This window comes from Haladaptatus sp. SPP-AMP-3, from assembly GCF_049568665.1.
GTDB lineage: Archaea > Halobacteriota > Halobacteria > Halobacteriales > Haladaptataceae > Haladaptatus > Haladaptatus paucihalophilus.
The window spans coordinates 359,244-379,009 of sequence record NZ_CP145897.1 but is presented as its reverse complement, the minus strand read 5'-3'; the positions used below and the strand labels follow the sequence as shown (position 1 = coordinate 379,009).

The 19,766-nt window shown below is 63.4% G+C and carries 21 protein-coding genes; 12 read left to right on the top strand and 9 right to left on the bottom strand.

All coding sequences use genetic code 11. The annotated features are described in order from the left end of the window. Positions 1-4: 4 nt before the first annotated feature. The gene (locus V5735_RS02405) at positions 5-478 is read left to right on the top strand and encodes a hypothetical protein (RefSeq protein ID WP_423744903.1); all 474 of its coding nucleotides are present in this window, start codon (positions 5-7) and stop codon (positions 476-478) included. Positions 479-642: 164 nt separating this feature from the next. Here the strand turns inward: V5735_RS02405 and V5735_RS02400 are convergent, their stop codons facing one another. Next, complete coding sequence (locus V5735_RS02400; RefSeq protein ID WP_423744902.1) at positions 643-1,644, bottom strand: PLP-dependent cysteine synthase family protein; 1,002 nt, start codon at positions 1,642-1,644, stop codon at positions 643-645. Positions 1,645-1,742: 98 nt separating this feature from the next. Between V5735_RS02400 and V5735_RS02395 the strand changes: the two genes are divergently transcribed. Next, positions 1,743-2,114, top strand: a complete 372-nt coding sequence (locus V5735_RS02395) for a thioredoxin family protein (protein ID WP_423744901.1) — start codon at positions 1,743-1,745, stop codon at positions 2,112-2,114. A gap of 19 nt (positions 2,115-2,133) precedes the next feature. Here V5735_RS02395 and V5735_RS02390 read toward each other — a convergent pair whose 3' ends face one another. From V5735_RS02390 to V5735_RS02380, 3 genes are read right to left on the bottom strand one after another with little or no spacing between them, the layout of a single operon-like run. After that, the gene (locus V5735_RS02390; protein WP_423744900.1) at positions 2,134-2,898 is read right to left on the bottom strand and encodes a hypothetical protein; all 765 of its coding nucleotides are present in this window, start codon (positions 2,896-2,898) and stop codon (positions 2,134-2,136) included. Continuing rightward, the gene (locus V5735_RS02385) at positions 2,895-3,614 is read right to left on the bottom strand and encodes a hypothetical protein (RefSeq protein WP_423744899.1); all 720 of its coding nucleotides are present in this window, start codon (positions 3,612-3,614) and stop codon (positions 2,895-2,897) included. Before V5735_RS02385 ends, V5735_RS02390 begins: the two co-directional genes overlap by 4 nt. After that, positions 3,611-4,276, bottom strand: a complete 666-nt coding sequence (locus V5735_RS02380; protein ID WP_423744898.1) for an ABC transporter ATP-binding protein — start codon at positions 4,274-4,276, stop codon at positions 3,611-3,613. The genes V5735_RS02385 and V5735_RS02380 overlap by 4 nt, the downstream gene beginning before the upstream one ends. Positions 4,277-4,330: 54 nt before the next feature. Between V5735_RS02380 and V5735_RS02375 the strand changes: the two genes are divergently transcribed. Further along, positions 4,331-4,861, top strand: a complete 531-nt coding sequence (locus V5735_RS02375; RefSeq protein WP_423744897.1) for a GbsR/MarR family transcriptional regulator — start codon at positions 4,331-4,333, stop codon at positions 4,859-4,861. A 6-nt stretch (positions 4,862-4,867) separates the two neighbouring features. Here the strand turns inward: V5735_RS02375 and V5735_RS02370 are convergent, their stop codons facing one another. Then, positions 4,868-7,012 carry a thioredoxin domain-containing protein gene (locus tag V5735_RS02370; protein WP_423744896.1) on the bottom strand — a complete coding sequence of 715 codons (2,145 nt, stop codon included), beginning with the start codon at positions 7,010-7,012 and terminating at the stop codon, positions 4,868-4,870. 365 nt (positions 7,013-7,377) lie between these two features. On the opposite strand from V5735_RS02370, the gene V5735_RS02365 reads away from it, so the two are divergent. The 6 genes from V5735_RS02365 to V5735_RS02340 all read left to right on the top strand — a co-directional run bounded on the left by V5735_RS02365 (position 7,378) and on the right by V5735_RS02340 (position 10,628). Continuing rightward, positions 7,378-7,806: a DUF7522 family protein gene (locus V5735_RS02365; RefSeq protein WP_423744895.1), complete on the top strand. Its 429-nt coding sequence runs from the start codon at positions 7,378-7,380 to the stop codon at positions 7,804-7,806. Positions 7,807-7,875: 69 nt separating this feature from the next. After that, positions 7,876-9,165, top strand: a complete 1,290-nt coding sequence (gene purD / locus V5735_RS02360; RefSeq protein WP_423744894.1) for a phosphoribosylamine--glycine ligase — start codon at positions 7,876-7,878, stop codon at positions 9,163-9,165. 69 nt (positions 9,166-9,234) lie between these two features. Beyond that, entirely contained in the window at positions 9,235-9,531 is a 297-nt protein-coding gene (locus V5735_RS02355) for a DUF7344 domain-containing protein (protein ID WP_423744893.1), read from the top strand. Positions 9,532-9,612: 81 nt separating this feature from the next. Next, positions 9,613-10,128: an acyltransferase gene (locus V5735_RS02350; RefSeq protein ID WP_007982790.1), complete on the top strand. Its 516-nt coding sequence runs from the start codon at positions 9,613-9,615 to the stop codon at positions 10,126-10,128. A 122-nt stretch (positions 10,129-10,250) separates the two neighbouring features. After that, entirely contained in the window at positions 10,251-10,448 is a 198-nt protein-coding gene (locus tag V5735_RS02345) for a DUF5800 family protein (RefSeq protein ID WP_007982788.1), read from the top strand. A 42-nt stretch (positions 10,449-10,490) separates the two neighbouring features. Further along, a complete protein-coding gene (locus V5735_RS02340) occupies positions 10,491-10,628 on the top strand; it encodes a hypothetical protein (protein WP_423744892.1) in 138 nt (45 codons plus the stop codon). A gap of 128 nt (positions 10,629-10,756) precedes the next feature. Here V5735_RS02340 and pan1 read toward each other — a convergent pair whose 3' ends face one another. Next, positions 10,757-11,974, bottom strand: coding sequence for a proteasome-activating nucleotidase Pan1 (pan1, locus tag V5735_RS02335; protein ID WP_423744891.1), 1,218 nt, complete (start codon positions 11,972-11,974; stop codon positions 10,757-10,759). A gap of 143 nt (positions 11,975-12,117) precedes the next feature. On the opposite strand from pan1, the gene V5735_RS02330 reads away from it, so the two are divergent. Then, positions 12,118-12,390 carry a MarR family transcriptional regulator gene (locus tag V5735_RS02330; protein ID WP_423744890.1) on the top strand — a complete coding sequence of 91 codons (273 nt, stop codon included), beginning with the start codon at positions 12,118-12,120 and terminating at the stop codon, positions 12,388-12,390. Positions 12,391-12,545: 155 nt separating this feature from the next. Here the strand turns inward: V5735_RS02330 and V5735_RS02325 are convergent, their stop codons facing one another. Both V5735_RS02325 and V5735_RS02320 read right to left on the bottom strand, forming a co-directional pair. Continuing rightward, complete coding sequence (locus V5735_RS02325; protein WP_423744889.1) at positions 12,546-13,622, bottom strand: SDR family oxidoreductase; 1,077 nt, start codon at positions 13,620-13,622, stop codon at positions 12,546-12,548. Continuing rightward, complete coding sequence (locus V5735_RS02320; RefSeq protein WP_423744888.1) at positions 13,623-15,185, bottom strand: succinic semialdehyde dehydrogenase; 1,563 nt, start codon at positions 15,183-15,185, stop codon at positions 13,623-13,625. A 61-nt stretch (positions 15,186-15,246) separates the two neighbouring features. Here V5735_RS02320 and mre11 point away from each other — a divergent pair, with 61 nt between their 5' ends. Both mre11 and rad50 read left to right on the top strand, forming a co-directional pair. Beyond that, positions 15,247-16,689 carry a DNA double-strand break repair protein Mre11 gene (gene mre11 / locus V5735_RS02315; protein ID WP_423744887.1) on the top strand — a complete coding sequence of 481 codons (1,443 nt, stop codon included), beginning with the start codon at positions 15,247-15,249 and terminating at the stop codon, positions 16,687-16,689. Then, positions 16,686-19,352, top strand: coding sequence for a DNA double-strand break repair ATPase Rad50 (rad50, locus tag V5735_RS02310; protein WP_423744886.1), 2,667 nt, complete (start codon positions 16,686-16,688; stop codon positions 19,350-19,352). The genes mre11 and rad50 overlap by 4 nt, the downstream gene beginning before the upstream one ends. Here the strand turns inward: rad50 and V5735_RS02305 are convergent. Then, entirely contained in the window at positions 19,329-19,763 is a 435-nt protein-coding gene (locus V5735_RS02305; RefSeq protein WP_423744885.1) for a DUF7346 family protein, read from the bottom strand. The two genes, rad50 and V5735_RS02305, sit on opposite strands and share 24 nt — an antisense overlap. Between the last annotated feature and the right edge of the window lie 3 nt (positions 19,764-19,766).

Sequence of the window (19,766 nt, the reverse complement as noted above, 5' to 3'; positions counted from 1 at the left end):
CTGTATGGTGGGGCCAATCAGCGAGGAGCAGGTCGCGGCGTGGCTCGACGGGACGGTCGTGGACGACGTTCGACACGTACGCGACGAGGGAACCGAGTTCACGATTCGACTTCGACTCGCACACCAGCCGATACGCATCGTGAAAGGGGAGATGCTGGGTCCGATTCGACTGGTCAGTGACACAGCGTTCGACACCGAGCGGACGCAAACGCTCCTCGAAAGCGAGGGGGACAGGAACGAACTACTGACGCGAATCGGACCGGCGTTGTCGGCGACGCCGGGCTTTTACACCTTCCTCGACGCGGAGGGGGCGTCGTGTGAGTTCGCGGACGCGCGGTCGATTCGACTCGAACATCGAATCTATCCCGACGGAGCGAGCCGACAGGCCGTGATGGAGGGTTTGATGGCTCTCGCGTCCGCCACGCAATACCTGCAGAATACCGTCGCCGTGCTCCTCGACGCGGAGCGAGATGGGTAGGGGGCTTCGGGAGACCGGGAGATCGCTACGTCAGCGGAGCAGGCGATACGGATGGGCCATGGCTAACCCACGCCGGAAACAGCGCATCGGGGTACAAAACGTCGGCTCATCGTTCTCAGTTTCTGAAAACCGTCCCGATGTCGAGTTATCCCCGTCGGCACCCTTCAGTCGAACATGCCCGTCGAGAGGTAGCGCTCGCCGCTGTCGGGGAAGACCGTGACGACGAGCGGACAGTCGTCGTACTCTTCGCCGACTCCGCCATCGGACGCCACCCGCTCGTTCTCGTCGTGTTTCCCGCCGTCCCGCCACTCCTCCGGGACCTCCGGGCAGTTGAGTTCCGGCTGAGCGAGTCGTTCGGCGACCCGGTAAGCCGCGATGCTCGCGGCGCCGCTCGACTGGCCGACCAAGATGCCTTCCTCGCGGGTGAGACGGCGACATTCGTCCTCCGCGTCCTCCAACGCGACGCGTTCGACGGAATCGAGCAGGTCGGTGTCGAGCAGGTCGCTGACGAACCCCGGACCCATCCCCTGATACTCGTCCTCGCCGGATTCGCCGGTCGAGAGGACGGCGTTTCGCTCGGGTTCGACGGCGACGACTTCCATGCCCGCGTACTCCTCCAGCAGGCGCGAGGCGGTTCCGGTTATCGTCCCGCCGGTGCCGACGCCCGCGACGAAGGCGTCTATCTCGCGGCCGTCGACCTGTTCGATGATCTCCTCGGCTGTCGTGCGGTAGTGGGCCTCGGCGTTGGCCGCGTTTTCGAACTGGCCGAGTTGCACCGCATCCTCCGATTCGGTGAGCTCGTTCGCCCGCGCCTTGGCGGATTCCATGTTGCCGTCCACGAGTTCGAGGTCAGCGCCGTAGGCCTTGAGAAGCTGTCTGCGCTCGGGCGACTTCGACGCGGGCATGACGATGGTGAGGTCGTACCCACGGGCGGCACAGACGACCGCCAAGCCGATACCCGTGTTGCCGCTCGTCGGTTCCACGATTCGGTCGCCGGTGTGGAGCTCCCCCGCGCGCTCCGCAGCCTCGACCATCGCCCGTGCCGGGCGGTCCTTCGCCGACCCGCCGGGATTGAACGATTCGACTTTCGCCGCGACGGTCGCGCCATCGGGTGACCGGACCTGAACGAGTGGCGACCCCACGGTATCGAGGATGGAGGATTTCATGGTGTGCGGTACGAATCCCACGCCTAAACACCTACTGGACACCGGCAGGCGGTGCCGGGAGCGGGAATTCTTATCCGCGTTCATCCCCAGTCCCAACTATGGAATCAACAGTACCGAATCCCGAGTGGGACGCGAGCGAACACAGCGAGACGATAAACGCCTTCGAATCGGGGCTCGGCGAACTCACCTATCGCGTTTGGGGTGCGGACTGGTGCGGCGACTGCCGGTCACGCTTGCCCGACTTCTTCGCCGCGCTGGACGCCGCGGGCGTGGAAGACGAGCGCATCCACGTCTACGAAGTGGACGACGAGAAGATCGGCGAACTCACCGAGGAGTACGACGTGACGCTCATCCCGACCATCGTGGTCGAGCGGGCGGGCGAGGAAATCGCCCGCTTCGAGGAACAGGAGGAACGACCCGCCGCCGAGTACGTCGCACACGAACTGTTCGAAAGCGACGCGTTGGCCTGAGTCCGAGTATCCGTTTTTCTCACCGGCGGATTCGAGCGAACGCGACCGAAACGACCGTGACGACCGCGAGGTAGGCGACGGCAAGCCCGAGCGTTTCCACCGTGATTCCCCCGCCGAACTGGGCTTCGAGTGCGAGCGCGGCCGGATAGTGGCCGGGGAGCAGTTCGACCGGTCGGTCGAGAGTGCTGGCGGGGTTCTGGAAGAGGAACACGTCGAGCGACGGCCCGAACAGCATGAGGTAGACGCCCGGCAGACGACCCACCGCGGTGCCGACGAGCGCCCCGACGATGCCGTACGTCGTGGCCGCGAACAGGGTTGCAAGGGCGATTGCCGCCGGACGGTTCGGCCCGAGGGTTACGAGCAGAACGCCCATCGAGACACCGGTGACGAGGATGCCGACGACCGCGAGCAGGCCGAGTCGAGCGGTGATCAGTTCGGCGGGACGATACCCCGCGAGAACGAGGCGGGCGTCCGCGTCCCGCCCCGCGTGGGTTCGGAAGAATCCCGCGAACCCGCCCACCAGCGCGCCGACGAGCGGCGTCAGCAGGACCGGGTACACCGTCGAGAGCGACGCGGTGGTCGTCCCGCCACCGGGGAGATGGACAGGCATCGGCGCGCTCGGGGTGAGAAACGAGACGACGCCGAGGAAGTAGGCGGGCAGGAAGGCGAACATGGCGAGCAACAGCGGGTTTCGGACGTAGCTTTTCAGTCCCACGACCGTCGCGGCGACGACGCGATTCGTGCGTGAACTGGAACCGTTCCCGTCGGCTGTGCCGAGAATCATGCCTCCGCACCTCCCGTCGTGCGACCGTAGGCGAGCGAAACGAGGACGAGGAGGACGGCGGCGTAAAGTCCGCCCGCTAGCACGTCACCGGTTGCGATGGTGCCGCTCACGACCGCCGATTCGAACAGCGTTTGCGGGTAGTGGAGCGGAAAGAGTTTGACGAACGGGGAGTCGGTGCTCACGAGTCCGCTCCCGAGAAAGAGGTCAGCGTCGGCGAGAAAGACCAACGCGAGCGATCCTTCGAGTTCGCGGGGAATTAGCGACCCGACGAGCATGCCGAACAGACCGAAGACGACTCCGGCGAACACGAGTGCCGCGAAGGCCGCCGCCGGTTTCGCGGGCGAGACGTGACGCCAGAGCGTGCCGAAGGAAAGGAGTGCGGCGACCGCCGTTACGCCACACAGCGTCACCAATCGCGAGAAGAACAGTTCGGTTCGGGTGAAGCCACAGAGGACGAGTCTACGGTCAGCCGCCGTCGCGCTGACGACCTGAAAGACGCCGACCATCCCGGCGAGGAACGCCGTCGCAAAGAGCGCGCCGGTCATTCGGGCGACGGTCGCGGGCGGAGCGGACATCGACGGCAGTTCGGGAAACGACGCGAACGCCAACCGCATTATCTCCACGATGACGATGGGAAAGCCGAGCAGGAGCACGACAGAGACCGGTTCGCGGACGAACGACCTGACGTGCGAACTGACGCCGGTTGCGAGCCTCATCGTTCCTCCAGCGTGCCGTCACGGAGTTCGCAAACGCGGTCGAAGCGTTCCCGTTCGTTGATGAGGTGGGAGATGATGACGATGGCCGTTCCGTCTTCGCGGAGTTCGTCGGTCAGGTCCCAGAACGCGAGGTACGTCTCCCAGTCGAAACCGGTGTACGGTTCGTCGAGCAACAGGACGCTTGGTTCGTGGAGCAGGGCGACGGCGAGATTCACTTTCTGCCGATTGCCGCCGCTCAATCGGTCGATTCGCCTGTCGAGAAATCGCTCGAAATCCAACCGGTCCGCGAGCGTCTCCGTCCGCGATTCGATTCGCTCGGCGGACAGGCCGTAGCCCTCGCCGAACAGCCGAAAGGTCTCGCGCGGCGTGAGTCGGTCGTAGAGCCGCGGTTCCTGTGGACACCAGCCGATGGTCCCGTCAAGTTCGATGCTCCCCGAGTCGGCTTCAATCGCGCCGACGAGCGTCTTGAGGAGCGTCGATTTTCCGCTCCCGTTCTCGCCGACGATGCCGACGATTTCGCCAGCACGAACGTCGAGGTCTACACCCGTCAGTACTTCCACGCCCCGCGAAAACGGGAGGTGTGAGCCGTACCGCTTCTCGACTCCGTCCGCTCGCAGGACGACGCTCGGTTTCGACGTTTGCTCATTTTCTAAATTCGGCATATACCGAATATTCCGAAGACAACGATTTAGTGTTTTCGTTGCCAACCCCCTTCCATGGACGACCCCGAGGAGACCCGGGAGGAAAAGCGCGAAGCGGCTCGCGAAGAAGTCATTGAGGCGATAGAACGCTCCACGGCGATTTACGGCGTCAAGCGGAGCTACGGTCGGTTGTACGGAATCCTCTTTTTCGCCCACGACCCGCTTTCGTTAGACGAGTTGGTCGAAGAGAGCGGCTACGCGAAGTCTACCGTGAGCGATGCGATGAGCACGTTACAACGGTTCCACATGGTAAACCGCCGGTCGAAACCGGGGGAGGGAAAGCGAGCGTTCTTCGAAGCCGAGACTGACATCTGGCACGTAGTCCAGGAGTTCTTGCAGACCGAGATACGGCGTGAGACGCAAATTATGTCGCGCGCGCTCACCGACGCCGAGGAGAAGTTCGAGGCGGCGGGTGCGGACGAGGACCTCGAAAAAGTTCGGCGACTGCGGCGGTTATACGATCAGACCGATACGCTCATCAGCGTCCTCAGCCGGGTCCCGTTGGACCGATTCATGAACCTCGTCAAGCAACTCAAGCGGAGTTAGTGAAAGCTACTCCGGCGCGAGGTCGTCGGCCCACTCCAGTCCGGCGTCGATGTCGGTCACGGGCGGCGAGCAGGTGAAGGAGCGACAGACGTAGAGCGTCGGTTCGCCCGCCGACTCGCGGTCGGCCCAAATCGGTGGTACACTCTCCACCCCGAGCTTTTCACACCACGCCGCCACGCCGTCCTCGGTCGGCGGCCGCCGGGTCAGCACGCGCGTCGGGAGGTACGTCTCCGCGAGTCGCTCGTGCCACGCTTCGGGGAGTTCGTCGCCCGCGACGGTCAGTTCGAGCGAGCCGGTCGCGTTGCGGTCCGCGGCGAGCGCCAGCGTCGCGTACTGGAACGGGTTCGACTCGACGGTCCGGGCGTGGGTTTCGAGCACCGCCTCCGGTATCTCGGCGAACGCCTCGTCCGGTGCGAACTCGGAGAGAACGGCCAGCACGTCGGTTGCGACCCCGAGGCTCGACGGCGTGGACTGGTCCGCCAGTTCCTGCGGGCGTGCGACCAGTCGCTCGCCGCTTTCCGGGGTGAAATACAGCGTCCCGCGCTCCGCGTCCCAGAACTCGCGTTCGATGGCGCGCGCGAGGTCGAGGGCGAACCCGAGGTGGTCCGAGTTCCCCGTCGCTTCGTAGAGTGCGAACGCGCCGCGGGCGAGGAAGGCGTAATCTTCGAGGTAGCCGTCGATGGCCACATCGCCGTCCTTGAACCGCCGCGAGAGCTTCGCTTCCTCCTCGTCCCAGAGGTTCTCGCGGACGAAATCGAGCGTATCCGCCGCGAGGTCGGTGTAGTGGTCGGCGAGCACGAAGCCGCCCTCCGCGAGCGCGGCAATCAACAGGCCGTTCCACCCTGCCAGTATCTTCTCGTCGCGGGACGGGCGTTCGCGCTCCTCGCGGGCCTCGAACATGGATAGGGTGGCCCGTTCGAGCACACCCCGAACCTCGTCCTCGGACACGTCGTACTTCTCCGCGAGGTCCGGAACGTCCGTCGTCAGGGTCAACACCGTCTTCCCCTCGAAGTTACCCGATTGCGTGACGCCGTAGCGTTCACAGACGATATCCGCCTTCGTTTCGGTGTCGATGTCGTCGTCATCGCGTTCGTCTTCCACCGCCTCGTACACGTCGCTCGGCGTCCAGACGTAGAACGGACCTTCCTCGTAGTTGCCCGCCTCGTCCTCGCTCCGGGCGTCGAGCGTGCTGTAAAAGCCGCCCTCCGGGTGGCGCATCTCGCGTTCGAGGAACGCGAACGTCTCGCGGACGAGTTCGGCGTATCGCTCGTCGCCCGTGAGTTGGTAGCCCGCGAGGTACGCGCGCGGCAGTTCCGCGTTGTCGTACAGCATCTTCTCGAAGTGCGGCACCGTCCACTTCCGGTCGGTCGCGTAGCGGTGGAAGCCCCCGCCGATGTGGTCGTACATGCCGCCGTCGGCCATCGCGTCGAGCGCCTCGACCGCAACGTCGCGGTACTGGGTCGCGCCGGTCCTATCGTACGCCCGGAGGAGCAGGTGGATTCGCGCCGGTTGCGGGAACTTCGGTCCGCCGCGCCCGAAGCCGCCGTACTCGCGGTCGGCGGTGCGGACGGTCTGTTGGGCCGCGCTTCCGAGCAGTTCCGGGCCGGGCGCGTCGTCCGCCTCGGGCGTGGACTCCAGTTCGCCCTCGATGGCGTCCGTCCACTGCTCGCCCCGGTTTTTCATCTCCTCCGGGTTCTCCTGCCACGTGTTTTTGACGTTTTCGAGCAGTTCGACGAACCCCGGCCGCCCCTGCTGGGAGCGCTTCGGGAAGTACGTCCCGACGTAGAACGGTTTCCCGTCCGGCGTCAGCCACGCCGACAGCGGCCACCCGCCGCCGCCGGTGACCTGCTGACAGATGCTCATGTAGATGGCGTCGATGTCCGGGCGCTCCTCCCGGTCCACCTTTATCGGGACGAAGTGCTCGTTCAGCAGTTCCGCGACGTCCCCGTCCTCGAAACTTTCCTCCTCCATCACGTGACACCAGTGGCAGGCCGAGTAGCCGATGGAGAGGAAGATGGGCACGTTCCGCTCCTTCGCGGCTTCGAGCGCGGCGTCGTCCCACGGTTGCCAATGCACCGGGTTGTCGGCGTGCTGGCGGAGATACGGACTCTCCTCCTCGTCGAGTCGATTTCGGTCGGTGGGCGCGGTCATACCTGTCTATCAGTGGTTTGGGAGAGGTAAAGATGGGGATTCATTCGATACGAGCCGGTTTTCCGACGCGATAGTAAACGATAGTATATCTTAGGATTTTTTAGTAGCTTTCAGTATTTCCGATGAGAATACAGTGCTTTTCGTGAGAAAACAGTATTCACCGGTACGATTCAATGTACTATTGGTGTCGATTTTCGATGGAACCGTTTCGCCGTCGGGGGACCCGACGGTCGTCAGCGGTTCACCGCTGCGGTGCTGTGGCTTCACGCTTCGCTCCCCGAATCGACGGTGTATCGACGTCCCGAAGTGGTCACTTTTTTAGGAAACCCAACAACTCATGTGCGTCGCTGGCGTACTGTGATGACATGTCCGAAACAGGCATCGACGAGGAGTTCGCGGAGGAGATAGCAACGACCTGTCGGACGGGAATCGGGGACACCCTTCGGAGCGTCATTCACTTTACGCCGGACGGATTCGATTTGCTGTACCTCCGAAGCGACTTGTACGGGGGGGACCGCGAAGTTGCGAAAGAACGAAAGAGCGTCTTCGTGGAGAACGAACGACTCGGCTTCGACACCCACGAGACGTACAGACGACTCGCGGACGAGGGGTTCGAACCGGCCATCGGCGAGTACGAACTCACCATCCGCGCGTTCTCGGACGGGTTCGTCAGTCGCGTCATCGTGGGCGACCACGGCGTGCTACTGACGAGCGACAGCCTCCACATCGCGGACTTCGAGGACGTCGCGGTGTCGCTCCGCACGATGCTGACCGACCGATTCGGTCCGGAATGAACACGAATATGTATACTTTACCGCTGTCAAACGACAACGTTTACACCGCTGTGCGCACATCGTGCCCACATGAGTGAGACCGTACTGCTGGTGGGTGGCGGCGGCCGCGAACACGCCATCGCCCGAGCGTTGGCCGACAGCGACACCGACCTCTACGCCTGTGCAGGCAACCGGAATCCCGGAATCGCCCGTCTCGCGGACGGCTTCGAGACCCTGGAGACGACGAACACGACGGCCGTCGTCGCCTACGCCGAGGAGGTCGGCGCGACGCTCGCCGTCGTCGGCCCCGAGGGACCGCTCGCCGCGGGTGTCGCCGACGCGTTGGACGAGGCCGGAATCTACGCGTTCGGTCCCCACGCCGACGAGGCGCGCATCGAGACGGACAAGGCGTTCCAGCGTCGGTTCATGCAGGAACACGACATCCCCGGCTGCCCCGACTTCGAGACCTTCGACGACATGGAGGCGGCCTGTGAATTCATCGACGAGTACGACGGCGACCTCGCGGTCAAACCCGCCGGGTTGACGGGCGGCAAGGGCGTCAAAGTCACCGGCGACCAAGTGACAGACGAGGAGGCGAAGGCGTACCTCCGCGACAGCGATTACGACCGCGTGGTGCTCGAAGAGCGACTCGTCGGCGAGGAGTTCACCGTGCAGGCGCTCGTGGCGAACGACCAGTTGCGCGTCACACCCGCGATTCAGGACCACAAGCGCGCCTACGAGGGTGACGAGGGTCCCAACACGGGCGGTATGGGGAGCTACAGCGACGCGAGTCTCGAACTCCCGTTCATGACGGAAGACGACTACCACGAGGCCGTCGAGGTGCTGAAGGAGACCGTTGCGGCGTTGGACGACTACCGCGGCGTCCTCTACGGGCAGTTCATGCTCACGGCCGACGGCGTGAACGTCATCGAGTTCAACGCCCGGTTCGGCGACCCCGAGGCGATGAACACCCTGCCGGTTCTGACGACGGACTTCCTCGACGTGCTCGTCGCGGCACGCGAGGGCGACGACTTGCCGAAACTCTCCTTCGCGCCGGAGGCGACCGTCTGTAAGTACGCGGTGCCTGACGGCTATCCGAGCGACCCCGAAGCGGGGGCGAAGGTGAAGATAAGCGAGGAGAACGCGGGCGAGGCCATCCTGTTTTACGCCAGCGTCGACGAACGGGACGACGGGATTTACACCACCACGTCGCGCTCGTTCGCCGTCGTCGGCCGCGGCGAGTCCATCGCGGACGCCGAAAAAATCGCCGAGGACGCCCTGTCGATCGCTGGCGAAGAGGGACTACACATGCGCCACGATATCGGGACCGAGGAGCTCGTACAGCGACGGATCGACCACGTACAGGCACTGCGTAACTGATCGTAACGACCACACTACGGGACCGTCAATCGGCCCATACTCAAGCCATTACATACGGACTGATACGGTATGAAACGAGAGCTGAACACGGACGAAATCTTCGAGGCATTGGGGCATCGTCAGCGTCGACGTGTCCTCGACGTCCTCTTGAACTGCGACGGTGCGACGACCGTCTCCGAACTCGCCAAAAAGACGAGTTCGAAAACCGACCGTCAGGTCGATCGTATCGAAACCGGGCTTCACCACTCCCACCTCCCCCGACTGGAAGGGATGGGAATCGTCGAATTCGACCGCGACGACGGTACGGTAGAACCGACCGCCGCCGTCGCCGACCTCGAACCATTCTTCGAACTGATAGACTGCTAGCGACTGCCGTGGAATGGTATTCGGTGCTCCGTAGACCGAGAGAAAGGTAGGTTCAAGCTAATTCGAAAGCAAGTCGATGTCGTGAGCGACGACACGACCCGGCGCCACGAGCGAATCGCGCACCACACGACGCCCGGTGGCCTGAACTCCTTGCAGTACTGGACGAACGCCCGGAGTCCGCTTCGGGTTGCGATACACTACCTCGTCATCTGGCTCGTTCGGATCAATCCGAGCCTTCGGTTGAAGAGTTGGCTCCTCCGAAAAATCGGCGTCACGGTCGGCCGCGGGGTGTCGTGGGGACTGGAATCGACGCCCGACGTGTTCTGGCCCGACCTCATCACCGTCGAGGACCATGCCATCATCGGCTACGACGCGACCATCCTCTGTCACGAGTTCCTGCAGGACGAGTACCGGACCGGCGAAGTCGTCATCGGCGAGCGCGCCATGATCGGCGCTGGCGCGATTATCCTCCCGGGCGTCGAAATCGGCGCGAACGCACAGGTCGCGGCCAATTCGCTGGTGACGCGGGACGTTCCGCCGGGCGCGACCGTTGCGGGCGTTCCCGCGACGGAGATGTCGAGCGAAACCGTGGAGTAATCGTCCGACGGACGAGTGCCGTGACGATTCCGCTCCGTCGATTTCCGCTTTCCGCTCTCCGCGCTTCGTTTTCCCGGCCGCGTTCTGTAGCTTTTTTACCCGACCGCGGCGAACGCCGTGGTATGACCACGCTCTCGTTCGATGACGAAGGTGTCGATGTCGTCTACGAAGGAACCGAATTCCGCCTCTCCAAGGACCTCATCGAGGAGGCGACGGGGAAATCCTACTACGACGTGACCGACCACCAAGTCCTCCGTATCGTGGAGAAGGACCCCGCGATAGGCGGGCAGGCCCGCCGAATTGGTGACATCCTCCGCTGACCACTCCGGTAGCGTTTAGACGGGGGAGACGAAACGTTCGGTATGAATCTTCCCGCCGATTTCGAACACCCCGCATGGATGACCGCGGCGAGCACGGTCGGCTCGTACCTGCTCATTCTCGTGTCGATGACGATACTGCTGTTCGGCGTTCCCTACGTACTTTTTACGGCGCTGGTGTGAATCGCGGTCCCTCGACGAGCGTTGCGACTCCGAAGCTGACGAGCGCGACGAAAACGAAATGAGAAAAACCGAACCGCAACTGTGTCACAGGAAGCTTCGAGTCCGGAGACCGGAGGAGGCCGACCAACTCAGGCGAACGTTTTGGACACTTCGTCGTTCTCTTCTTCTTCCTGCTCTATCTTCTCTCGGGCGTCGACGAAGTCCTGCATCGTGATTTCGGTGCGGTCGTCGCGGATGGCGAACATCCCGGCCTCGGTACAGATGGCCTTGATGTCGGCACCGCTTGCGTCGCCCGTCTCGACGGCGAGGTGTTCGTAGTCCACGTCGTCCGCGATGTTCATGTCGCGGGTGTGGATGCGGAAAATCTGCTCGCGGCCTTCCTCGCCGGGGTTCGGGACTTCGATGAGGCGGTCGAAGCGGCCCGGCCGAAGGATGGCGCGGTCGAGCATGTCGAAGCGGTTGGTCGCCGCGATGATACGGATTTCGCCGCGGTCCTCGAAGCCGTCCATCTCTGAGAGCAACTGCATCATCGTGCGCTGGACCTCCGCGTCACCGGACGTCTTCGAGTCGGTACGCTTCGAGGCGATGGCGTCGATTTCGTCGATGAACAGCACGGCGGGTTCGTGCTGTCGGGCGACTTCGAACAGGTCGCGGACGAGTTTCGCGCCCTCGCCGATGAACTTGTGGACGAGTTCGGACCCGGCCATCTTGATGAACGTGGCGTCGGTCTGGTTGGCGACCGCTTTCGCCAGCATCGTCTTCCCGGTTCCCGGCGGGCCGTAGAGGAGGACACCGCTCGGGGGGTCGATACCGACTTTTTGGAACATGTCGGGATTTTCGAGCGGCAGTTCGACCGTCTCGCGGACCTCGTTCATCTGCTCTTCCAGTCCGCCGATGTCCTCGTAGGTCACTTCGGGGCTCTTCGTGACTTGCATCACGCGAGCGCGAACGTCGGTTTCGTCGTCCAGCGTCTTCACGATAGAGAGGGAGTTGTTCACGGCGACGCGCGCGTCGGGGTCGAGTTCCTCGCGCATCTCCTCGGTCACTTCCGTGACCGCCTCTTGGTTGTTGCCGTGCTGTTTGATGATGACGCCTTCGTCGGTAATCTCCTGTACCGTGGCGACGAACAACGGCGACTGCTTCAGCTTCTTGTTCTCGTGGGTGAGCCGTTCGAGTTTCTGCTGATACTTGTTGTTCTCTGCGTTCGCATCGAGAAGCTTGTCCCGCATCTCCTCGTTCTGGGATTCGAGGACATCGAGACGTTCTTGGAGAGCCTCTATTTGTTCCTGTTGGGACGTACTCTCCTCGTCGTAGGGGAGTTCTACGTCATCCACAGTGTCGGTCATCAACTCGGGATAAGGGCCTGTATCTTAAGAGGCTTCGGGTGACCGACCTGTTGCTACACCGCAATCACACGTGGATTTTAATTCCTTACAGTAATAAGAACGAACAGGAAATATTATTACCCTGTATTCAAAACGGACATGTGATGAGCGCCCCAGAGCTATCACGAACGACCAACAACCGGCTGCAAGACGTGGATTCGACCGCGGCCATCCGCGACCTGCCGCCGAGCGCGAAGCTAGTCGCAAAGGTATTGGAGTACAACGAGACGATGACTCAGAGCGAACTCGCGGACGAGACGCTGCTCCCGCCGCGAACCGTCCGCTACGCGCTGACCCGTCTCGAAGACGAGGACCTCGTGGACTCGCGGTTTTCCTTCTCCGACGCCCGAAAACGCCTGTACACGCTCGACCTCTAACGTAGAGCGTCCGTCTCCGATTCCCGAGCGTTTATATCTCATGCCGCGGCCAACGACGGCTATCCGTGGCCATTTCGCGTTTCGCAATTCCCTCGCGTTCGTCTTCCACCTCGCCGAGGCGTGCCGTTTCTCCCCGCCGTCTCACGCCATCGCGCTCATACCATCGCGTCGGGCGTGAGTTCCGGGTGTTCACGGACGAAGGAGACCAAATTCCCGACGTAGGAACCGAACGCGGGACACTGAATCTCGCCACCGGTCGCGGTTTCGAGCGCGGCGACCGCGTTCTCACACGCGTAGCTCGTCGGGTGGTCGAAGTAATCGAGCGTCGCGGGTTCGATCTCCAGTTCCGGGAACCGAGAGAGCACGCGTTTCAGCGCGCCTTTCGGAACGGGCGCTCGGACGACCCGTTTTCCGGTCGTTCGGCCGAAGGCGCGAAGCATCTCGTCCACCGTCGACGGATTCGGGTCACAGAGTTGGTAGACCTTCCCGACCGACTCGTCGAGTCGGCTCAGTTCGGCGATGGCATCGACCACGAAATTCCGCGGGACGACGTTGACCTCGTGCGCCGTCGGGTCACCGAGGACGGGCGTGACCGCCACGCCGGGTTGGCGCATGAGCCACCGAAGCAGGTAGTACGGGCCGTCGTACTTCTGTGTCTCGCCGGTTTCGCTGTCCCCGACGACGATTGCGGGCCGATAAATCGTCCCGGGCAACCCCGACTCCATTCGCTCCTGGACCGCGACCTCGGCGAGGTACTTCGTCGTCTCGTAGTAGTTGTTGAACCGCTGGCCCTCGACGAGGTGGTCCTCGGTGAACGTCCCATCGTAGCGCCCGCTCACGTAGCACGTGCTCACGTACTGGAACCGTCGGAGGCCCTCACAGCCGTCCGCGAAGTCGAGGACGTTTTTCGTTCCCTCCACGTTGACGGCCATCCCGACCTCCCGACTCACCGCGAGGTCGTAGACCGCCGCGAGATGATAGACCGCTTCGGTGTCGGCCTGCAACGATTCGACCGCCTCGCCCACTCCGAGGTCGACTTCCGTGATGTCCCCGCCCACGAGTTCGACCTGTCCGTCGGACGCGTGTGCGCGTTCGATTTCCCGCGCTCGTCGCTCGGCGGTTCGCCGATATTTGGGCTGGACGAGGCAGGTGACGTCGCTGCCGCGTGCGACCAGTCGCTCCGTCAGTGCGGACCCGAGAAAGCCGGGGAAACCGGTGAGGAAGGCGCTCATCTACCATCCCTCCTCTATTCGCTTGAACAGGCGCATCACGCTCGTCATCGCACGGGCGTACCACTTCGTCGGAACCTGACGGGGCGAGGCGACCGAGGCGAACCGCTGTTCGGCGACCGTTTGGGATTCGGTGTACTTTCGAATCCCCTCCCGGCCGTGACGGCGGCCGATTCCCGAGTCCTTCATCCCGCCCATCGGCGCGTCGACGGACGCCCAAATCGCGTGATACGGGTCGTTGATTCCGACCGTCCCGCAGTCGATTCGACGAGCGACTTCCCATCCGCGGTCGGAGTCCGTCGTCCAGACGCTCGCGTTCAGTCCGCGGTCGGAGTCGTTCGCCAGCGCGATTCCGTTCTCGTCGTCCGAGAACCGGGAGACGGCGACCACCGGCCCGAACGTCTCCTCGCGCGCCAACGTCATTTCTTCGGTTACTCCCGTCAGAATCGTCGGCTCGAAGAAGTACGGTCCCACGTCGGGACGGGCGTTCCCACCGACCACGGCCGTCGCGCCCTTGCTCACGGCGTCGTTAACGTGTTCCCGTACCTTCTCGAACTGCCGCTCGGAGACGAGCGACCCGACTTCCACGTCGTAGTCGAGCGAGGGTTCCATCGACAGTTCGCGCGTCCGTTCCACGAATCGAGAGAGAAACCGGTTGTACACGCCGTCCTGCACGTACAACCGTTCGAAGGAGAGACAGAGCTGTCCGGCGTTGGTGAAACAGCCCCGAATCGCACCTTCGACCGCGGCGCTCACGTCCGCGTCGTCGAGCGCGAGCATGGGATTCTTCCCGCCGAGTTCGAGCGAACATTTCACGAGGTTCTTGCCGGCGCGTTCCGCGACGGTTCGTCCCGTCTCGGTGCTACCGGTGAAACTCACGAAATCCACGGCGTCGATGAGCGCCGGACCCACCTCGTCACCCCAACCAGTGACGACTCGAAAGGCGTCCTCCGGCAGTCCCGCTTCCCGGAGCAGTTTCGCGGCGAGGAGCGCGGTGAACGGCGTCTCCTCGGCGGGTTTCAACACGACCGTGTTTCCGGCAAGGAGCGCGGGAATCGCGTCCGAGACGGCGAGCGTGAGCGGATAGTTCCACGGCGCGATGACGCCGACGACGCCGACGGGCGTTCGGTACTCCATCGTCTTCGTGGCGAGCGGAATCGCCCCGTCACGTCGCCGCGGCCGGAGGAATTCCTCGGCGCGAGCGGCGTAGTATCGCGCGTTGGTCGCAACGTCGAGAATCTCCTCGTAGCCGTCTCGTCTGGCCTTTCCGCTCTCGAGCACCATCACGTCGAGCAGTTCATCCTGCCGGTCCAACACGAGGTCGTGGAATCGAGACAGGACGCCCGCCCGCCGCTCCATCGACCACGACGACCACTCCGTCTGGGCCGTTCGAGCGCGCGAAACCCCCGCCGTCACGTCCCGCGGAGCGCACGCCGGTACGTCGCCGATTCGCTCTCCAGTGAACGGTGCCTCGACGGAAATCGAATCGTCGCTTTCCTCGGCGGAAACGGAACGACCGAGGTCATCGAGCGTGTCGGGAGGTATGTGAGACGTCTGAAACGTCATGTCGGTGTAAACGCGGCAGTCACGGAAACAATTTATGAGACGGGAACTTATCGCTGAACCAATGACACGGGTGATTCACACGGGCGACACTCACATCGGGTATCGTCAGTATCATTCGCCCGAGCGACGGGACGATTTTCTTGCCGCCTTCGACCGAGTCGTCGAGGACGCCATCGAGGACGCCGTGGATGCGGTCGTCCACGCCGGTGACCTGTTCCACGACCGCCGACCCGGACTCGTGGACCTCCACGGGACGATTTCGGTCCTCCGGAAGCTTCGTCGGGCGGACATCCCGTTTCTCGCTATCGTCGGGAACCACGAGAGCACGCACGGTCAGCAGTGGCTCGACCTCTTCGAGACGTTGGGACTTGCGACGCGGCTCGGACCGTCTCCCGTTCTCGTCGGTGATACTGCCTTCTACGGCTTGGACCACGTACCGGTCTCGAAGCGCGACGACCTCGAATACGAGTTCGAGGCGCACGACGCCGAATCCGCCGCGCTCGTCGCACACGGCCTGTTTCAGCCGTTCGACTTCGGCGATTGGAACGCCGAACACGTGCTGACCGAGGCGTCGGTCGATTTCGACGCGATGTTGCTCGGCGACAACCACAAACCGGGCAAGGAGCGCGTCGCCGACGCGTGGGTGACGTACTGCGGTTCGACCGAGCGCGCGAGCGCGAGCGAGCGCGACGACCGGGGATACAACATCGTCCACTTCGAGGACGACGTGACCATTACGCGACGCGGAATCGAGACCCGCGATTTCGAGTTCGTTTCGGTCACGCTCGCCGAGGGGGACGGAATCGACTTCGTTCGGGAGGCGATTCGGGAGCACGACGTGGACGAGTCGGTCGTCCTCGTCTCCATCGAGGGCGAGGGAACCGACGTGACACCCGCCCGCGTCGAGGAGTTCGCGCTGGACGAGGGCGCGCTCGTCGCCCGCGTGACCGACCGGCGCGAAATCGAAGCCGAATCCGAGGACCTCTCGGTTTCGTTCGCCGACCCCGACGACGCCGTTCGAAAACGCGTCCGGGAGATGGGACTCAGCGAAGCGGCGAACGAACTGGACGAACTCGTTCGCGCCAGCAAGGTCGCGGATTCGAACGTCCGGGATGCGGTCGAAGAGCATGTAGCAACGAGGATTTCGGATGATACCGCCGCGTTCGACCCGGCGGAAGCCGACGCCCCCGACGAAGACGGGGCGGAGACGAGCGACACTGCGGCCGAGGAATCGGACGCCGAAACGGCGGAGTCGGACGCCGAGACGGTTTCGGTGTCGGTGCGTTCGGAACCGACCGACGACACGGACGCCGAAGACGATTCGGCGGCGGAGTCGCCGTCGGGAGATTCCTCTGTGGACGAGTCTCAACCGGAGTCACCGCCCGCCGAGGCCGTTGCGGATTCCGACAGCGCAACCGACGATACGAACACAGCTGCCGACGAGTCTAGCGCCGCCACCGACGACGGTGCTGACGGACAGATATCGATGGAGGATTATCTGTGAAATTCGAGCGCGTTCGCCTCTCGAACTTCAAGTGCTACGAGGACGCAGACCTCGCACTCGAACCGGGTATCACCGTCATCCACGGACTCAACGGGAGCGGCAAATCTTCCCTGCTCGAAGCGTGCTTCTTCGCGCTGTACGGTGCACGGGCGCTCGACAGAACGCTCGAAGATGTCGTCACCATCGGCGCGGAGGACGCCGAGGTCGAACTCTGGTTCACCCACGCGGGCGGAAACTACCATGTCCACCGTCGGATTCGTGCGACGGGTGAGTCGGCCCAGACCGCCAAATGCGTCCTCGAAACGCCCGACGGAAGCATCGACGGTGCCCGCGACGTGCGCTCTCACATCGTCAACCTGTTTCGCATGGACGCGGAGGCGTTCGTCAACTGCGCCTACGTCCGGCAGGGCGAGGTGAACAAACTCATCAACGCCACCCCGGCACAGCGCCAGGACATGATAGACGACCTCCTCCAACTCGGGAAATTGGAGGAGTACCGGGAACGAGCGAGCGACGCCCGCCTCGGCGTCAAAAGCGTCCTTGACGACCGACGCGGGAGCTACTCCGAACTCGAATCCCAAATCGAAGCGAAAGAGGAAAAGAACCTCCACAGGTTGTTGAACGACCTCGAATCGAAGCGGAACGAGACGGAATCGGAGATAGAGCGGTTCGAAGGGAACCGCGACGAGGCGCGGCAGACGCTCGAAGACGCGGAAGCCGTCCTCGAAACGTCGGAGGAGAAGCGGGCGGAACTGGACTCCCTCGAAACGGATATCGAGGCGCTTCAAGACGAGATAACCGAGACGGAACACGAGCGCGAGGAGTGCCGAAAGCGGGCGAGCGACGTTCGGGAGACCATCGCAGAACTGACCTCGAAAGTGGACGCGCTGCTCGCCGAAACGGACCTCGAAAGCGCCGACGAGGAGACCCTCGACTCCCGACTCGAAGCGCTCGATGCCGAGGACGAGTCGCTCGCGGAAACGCTCGAAGACCATCGCATGAAGGTCCAGATGTTCGACAATCAGGCGTCGAACCTCGGCGAGCGCGTGGCCGACCTCGAATCCCGGGCGGCGGAGAAACGAGAGCGGGCGAACCGACTCGATACCGAAGTCGAAGAGGCGACGGCGGAACTCGAAAACCGCCGCGAGAAATTGACCGAAATCGACGACGAAATCGAGTCGTACCGCGAACGCTTCGCGGACGCACCGGTCGAGTTCGGGGAGGCCGAGAACCATCTCGAGTCGCTCCGTTCGGACCTCGAAGACTGCCGCGAGGAGGAGACGAACGTCCGTGCGAACCTTCGAACCGCGAAAGAGCAGGTGGCGGAGGCGGAACGCCTCCTCGACGCCGGAAAGTGCCCGGAATGTGGTCAACCGGTCGAGGAATCGCCGCACGTCGATACGATAGACGAAGACCGGAAGCGAGTATCCGAACTGCAGGAGAACGTCGAAACGCTTCGTGAAAAACGGACGCGCCTCGAAACGCGAATCGATGACGCGGAGGACCTCCTCACCGCGGAAAACCGCGTCCGAGAGCACCGGAACAACCGGACGAACGTCGAACAACTGGTCGAGGACCGGGAGAGCGCGATTCGGGAGAAACGCGAGGAGGCAGAAACCCTCCGGGAAGAAGCGGAGACGCTCCAATCGGACGCGGCGGAGCGCAAGGAGTCGGCGGAGGATCTGGAGGAAAAAGCCGAAACGCAGCGGGAGGAGATAGAACGGCTGGAACGGGAGCGGGAGGCGGTGGCCGACCGTCGGACGCGAATCGAGCGGATACAGACGGTACGGGAGAAGAAGGCGGACGCGGAGTCGGAACTCGACCGCCTCGCCGAAAAGCGGAGTCATCTCGACGAGTTGAACGACCAGCGTCGCGAGAATCTCTCGGATAAACGCGCGCGTCAGTCGGAGCTCCGTGACGCATACGACGAGTCGGCGGTCGAGCGAGCCCGTGACAACAAACAGCGGGCGGAGAACTACCTCGAACAGGTTGCGGACAAACTATCGTCGCTACGCGAACAGCGGGACGACGTCATCGACCGAATCGGCGCGGTTCGCGGGGAAATCGAGGAATTGGAGGAGCTACGTGACCGCCGCGACGACATCGAAGAGCGGGTTTCCGCCCTGGAATCGCTGTACGACGAGGCCGCCGACTTGCAGTCGATGTACGGCGACCTGCGGGCGGAACTCCGTCAGCGAAACGTCGTGAGTCTGGAGCGGATGTTGAACGAGGTGTTCGATCTCATCTACCAGAACGACTCGTACGCCCGCATCGCGCTCGACGGCGAGTACCGACTCACGATTTACCAGAAGGACGGCGAACCGCTCGACCCCGAACAGCTGTCGGGCGGGGAGCGGGCGCTGTTCAACTTGAGCTTGCGGTGTGCGATTTATCGTCTGCTCGCGGAGGGAATCGAGGGGAGTGCGCCGATGCCACCGCTCATTCTGGACGAACCGACGGTGTTCCTCGATTCGGGCCACGTCTCGCAGCTGGTCGAACTCGTCGAGTCGATGCGAGAGTTGGGGGTCGAGCAGATAATCGTCGTCAGTCACGACGACGAACTTGTCGGCGGCGCGGACAACCTCGTTCGCGTGGAGAAGGATTCGACGACGAACCGGTCGCACGTCGAACAGCGAGAATCACTGCTCGGCGTCGCCGACTAACGACGCCAGTCCGTCCTGAGCGGTATCGGTCAAGCCGTAGCCGCGTTCGCCCGCGACGGTTCGCTCTTCGATGAGACCAGCCGCGCGAAACTCCGCGAGCAGCCCGTGCAGGTCGCTTTCACAGAGGTCGTACGCCGAGACGAGCGAGCGGGCGGGAAGGGGACCACGGTCGTAGAATTCGATCAACAGGCCGATCGAACGGTCGTTCGGCACGGCAGTGAGTATCCGTCTGACCGGCGGCGAAATCCGTCGTGCGGACGTTTCGAGCGGTGACTCGCCGTCCGCGGCATCGAGGCGGTCGTTTTCGACGTAGCGCTCCTCTCCCGTTCGCGGGTCGCGGACGAGGCTCGAATCGCTCGACCGCTTGACCAGCAGATATCGTCGCCCCGATTCGTCGCGGACGGTTCGCATGGC

Bases quoted from the DNA above. Each gene is read 5' to 3' on its own strand.
- V5735_RS02305 (WP_423744885.1), bottom strand. From the start codon at position 19,763: ATGCGAACCGTCCGCGACGAATCGGGGCGACGATATCTGCTGGTCAAG.
- pan1 (WP_423744891.1), bottom strand. From the start codon at position 11,974: ATGACCGACACTGTGGATGACGTAGAACTCCCCTACGACGAGGAGAGT.
- V5735_RS02340 (WP_423744892.1), top strand. From the start codon at position 10,491: ATGAATCTTCCCGCCGATTTCGAACACCCCGCATGGATGACCGCGGCG.
- V5735_RS02390 (WP_423744900.1), bottom strand. From the start codon at position 2,898: ATGATTCTCGGCACAGCCGACGGGAACGGTTCCAGTTCACGCACGAAT.
- V5735_RS02405 (WP_423744903.1), top strand. From the start codon at position 5: ATGGTGGGGCCAATCAGCGAGGAGCAGGTCGCGGCGTGGCTCGACGGG.
- V5735_RS02355 (WP_423744893.1), top strand. From the start codon at position 9,235: ATGAAACGAGAGCTGAACACGGACGAAATCTTCGAGGCATTGGGGCAT.
- V5735_RS02370 (WP_423744896.1), bottom strand. From the start codon at position 7,012: ATGACCGCGCCCACCGACCGAAATCGACTCGACGAGGAGGAGAGTCCG.
- V5735_RS02385 (WP_423744899.1), bottom strand. From the start codon at position 3,614: ATGAGGCTCGCAACCGGCGTCAGTTCGCACGTCAGGTCGTTCGTCCGC.
- V5735_RS02395 (WP_423744901.1), top strand. From the start codon at position 1,743: ATGGAATCAACAGTACCGAATCCCGAGTGGGACGCGAGCGAACACAGC.
- purD (WP_423744894.1), top strand. From the start codon at position 7,876: ATGAGTGAGACCGTACTGCTGGTGGGTGGCGGCGGCCGCGAACACGCC.
- V5735_RS02380 (WP_423744898.1), bottom strand. From the start codon at position 4,276: ATGCCGAATTTAGAAAATGAGCAAACGTCGAAACCGAGCGTCGTCCTG.
- V5735_RS02320 (WP_423744888.1), bottom strand. From the start codon at position 15,185: ATGACGTTTCAGACGTCTCACATACCTCCCGACACGCTCGATGACCTC.
- V5735_RS02325 (WP_423744889.1), bottom strand. From the start codon at position 13,622: ATGAGCGCCTTCCTCACCGGTTTCCCCGGCTTTCTCGGGTCCGCACTG.
- mre11 (WP_423744887.1), top strand. From the start codon at position 15,247: ATGACACGGGTGATTCACACGGGCGACACTCACATCGGGTATCGTCAG.
- V5735_RS02330 (WP_423744890.1), top strand. From the start codon at position 12,118: ATGAGCGCCCCAGAGCTATCACGAACGACCAACAACCGGCTGCAAGAC.
- V5735_RS02400 (WP_423744902.1), bottom strand. From the start codon at position 1,644: ATGAAATCCTCCATCCTCGATACCGTGGGGTCGCCACTCGTTCAGGTC.
- V5735_RS02345 (WP_007982788.1), top strand. From the start codon at position 10,251: ATGACCACGCTCTCGTTCGATGACGAAGGTGTCGATGTCGTCTACGAA.
- V5735_RS02365 (WP_423744895.1), top strand. From the start codon at position 7,378: ATGTCCGAAACAGGCATCGACGAGGAGTTCGCGGAGGAGATAGCAACG.
- V5735_RS02375 (WP_423744897.1), top strand. From the start codon at position 4,331: ATGGACGACCCCGAGGAGACCCGGGAGGAAAAGCGCGAAGCGGCTCGC.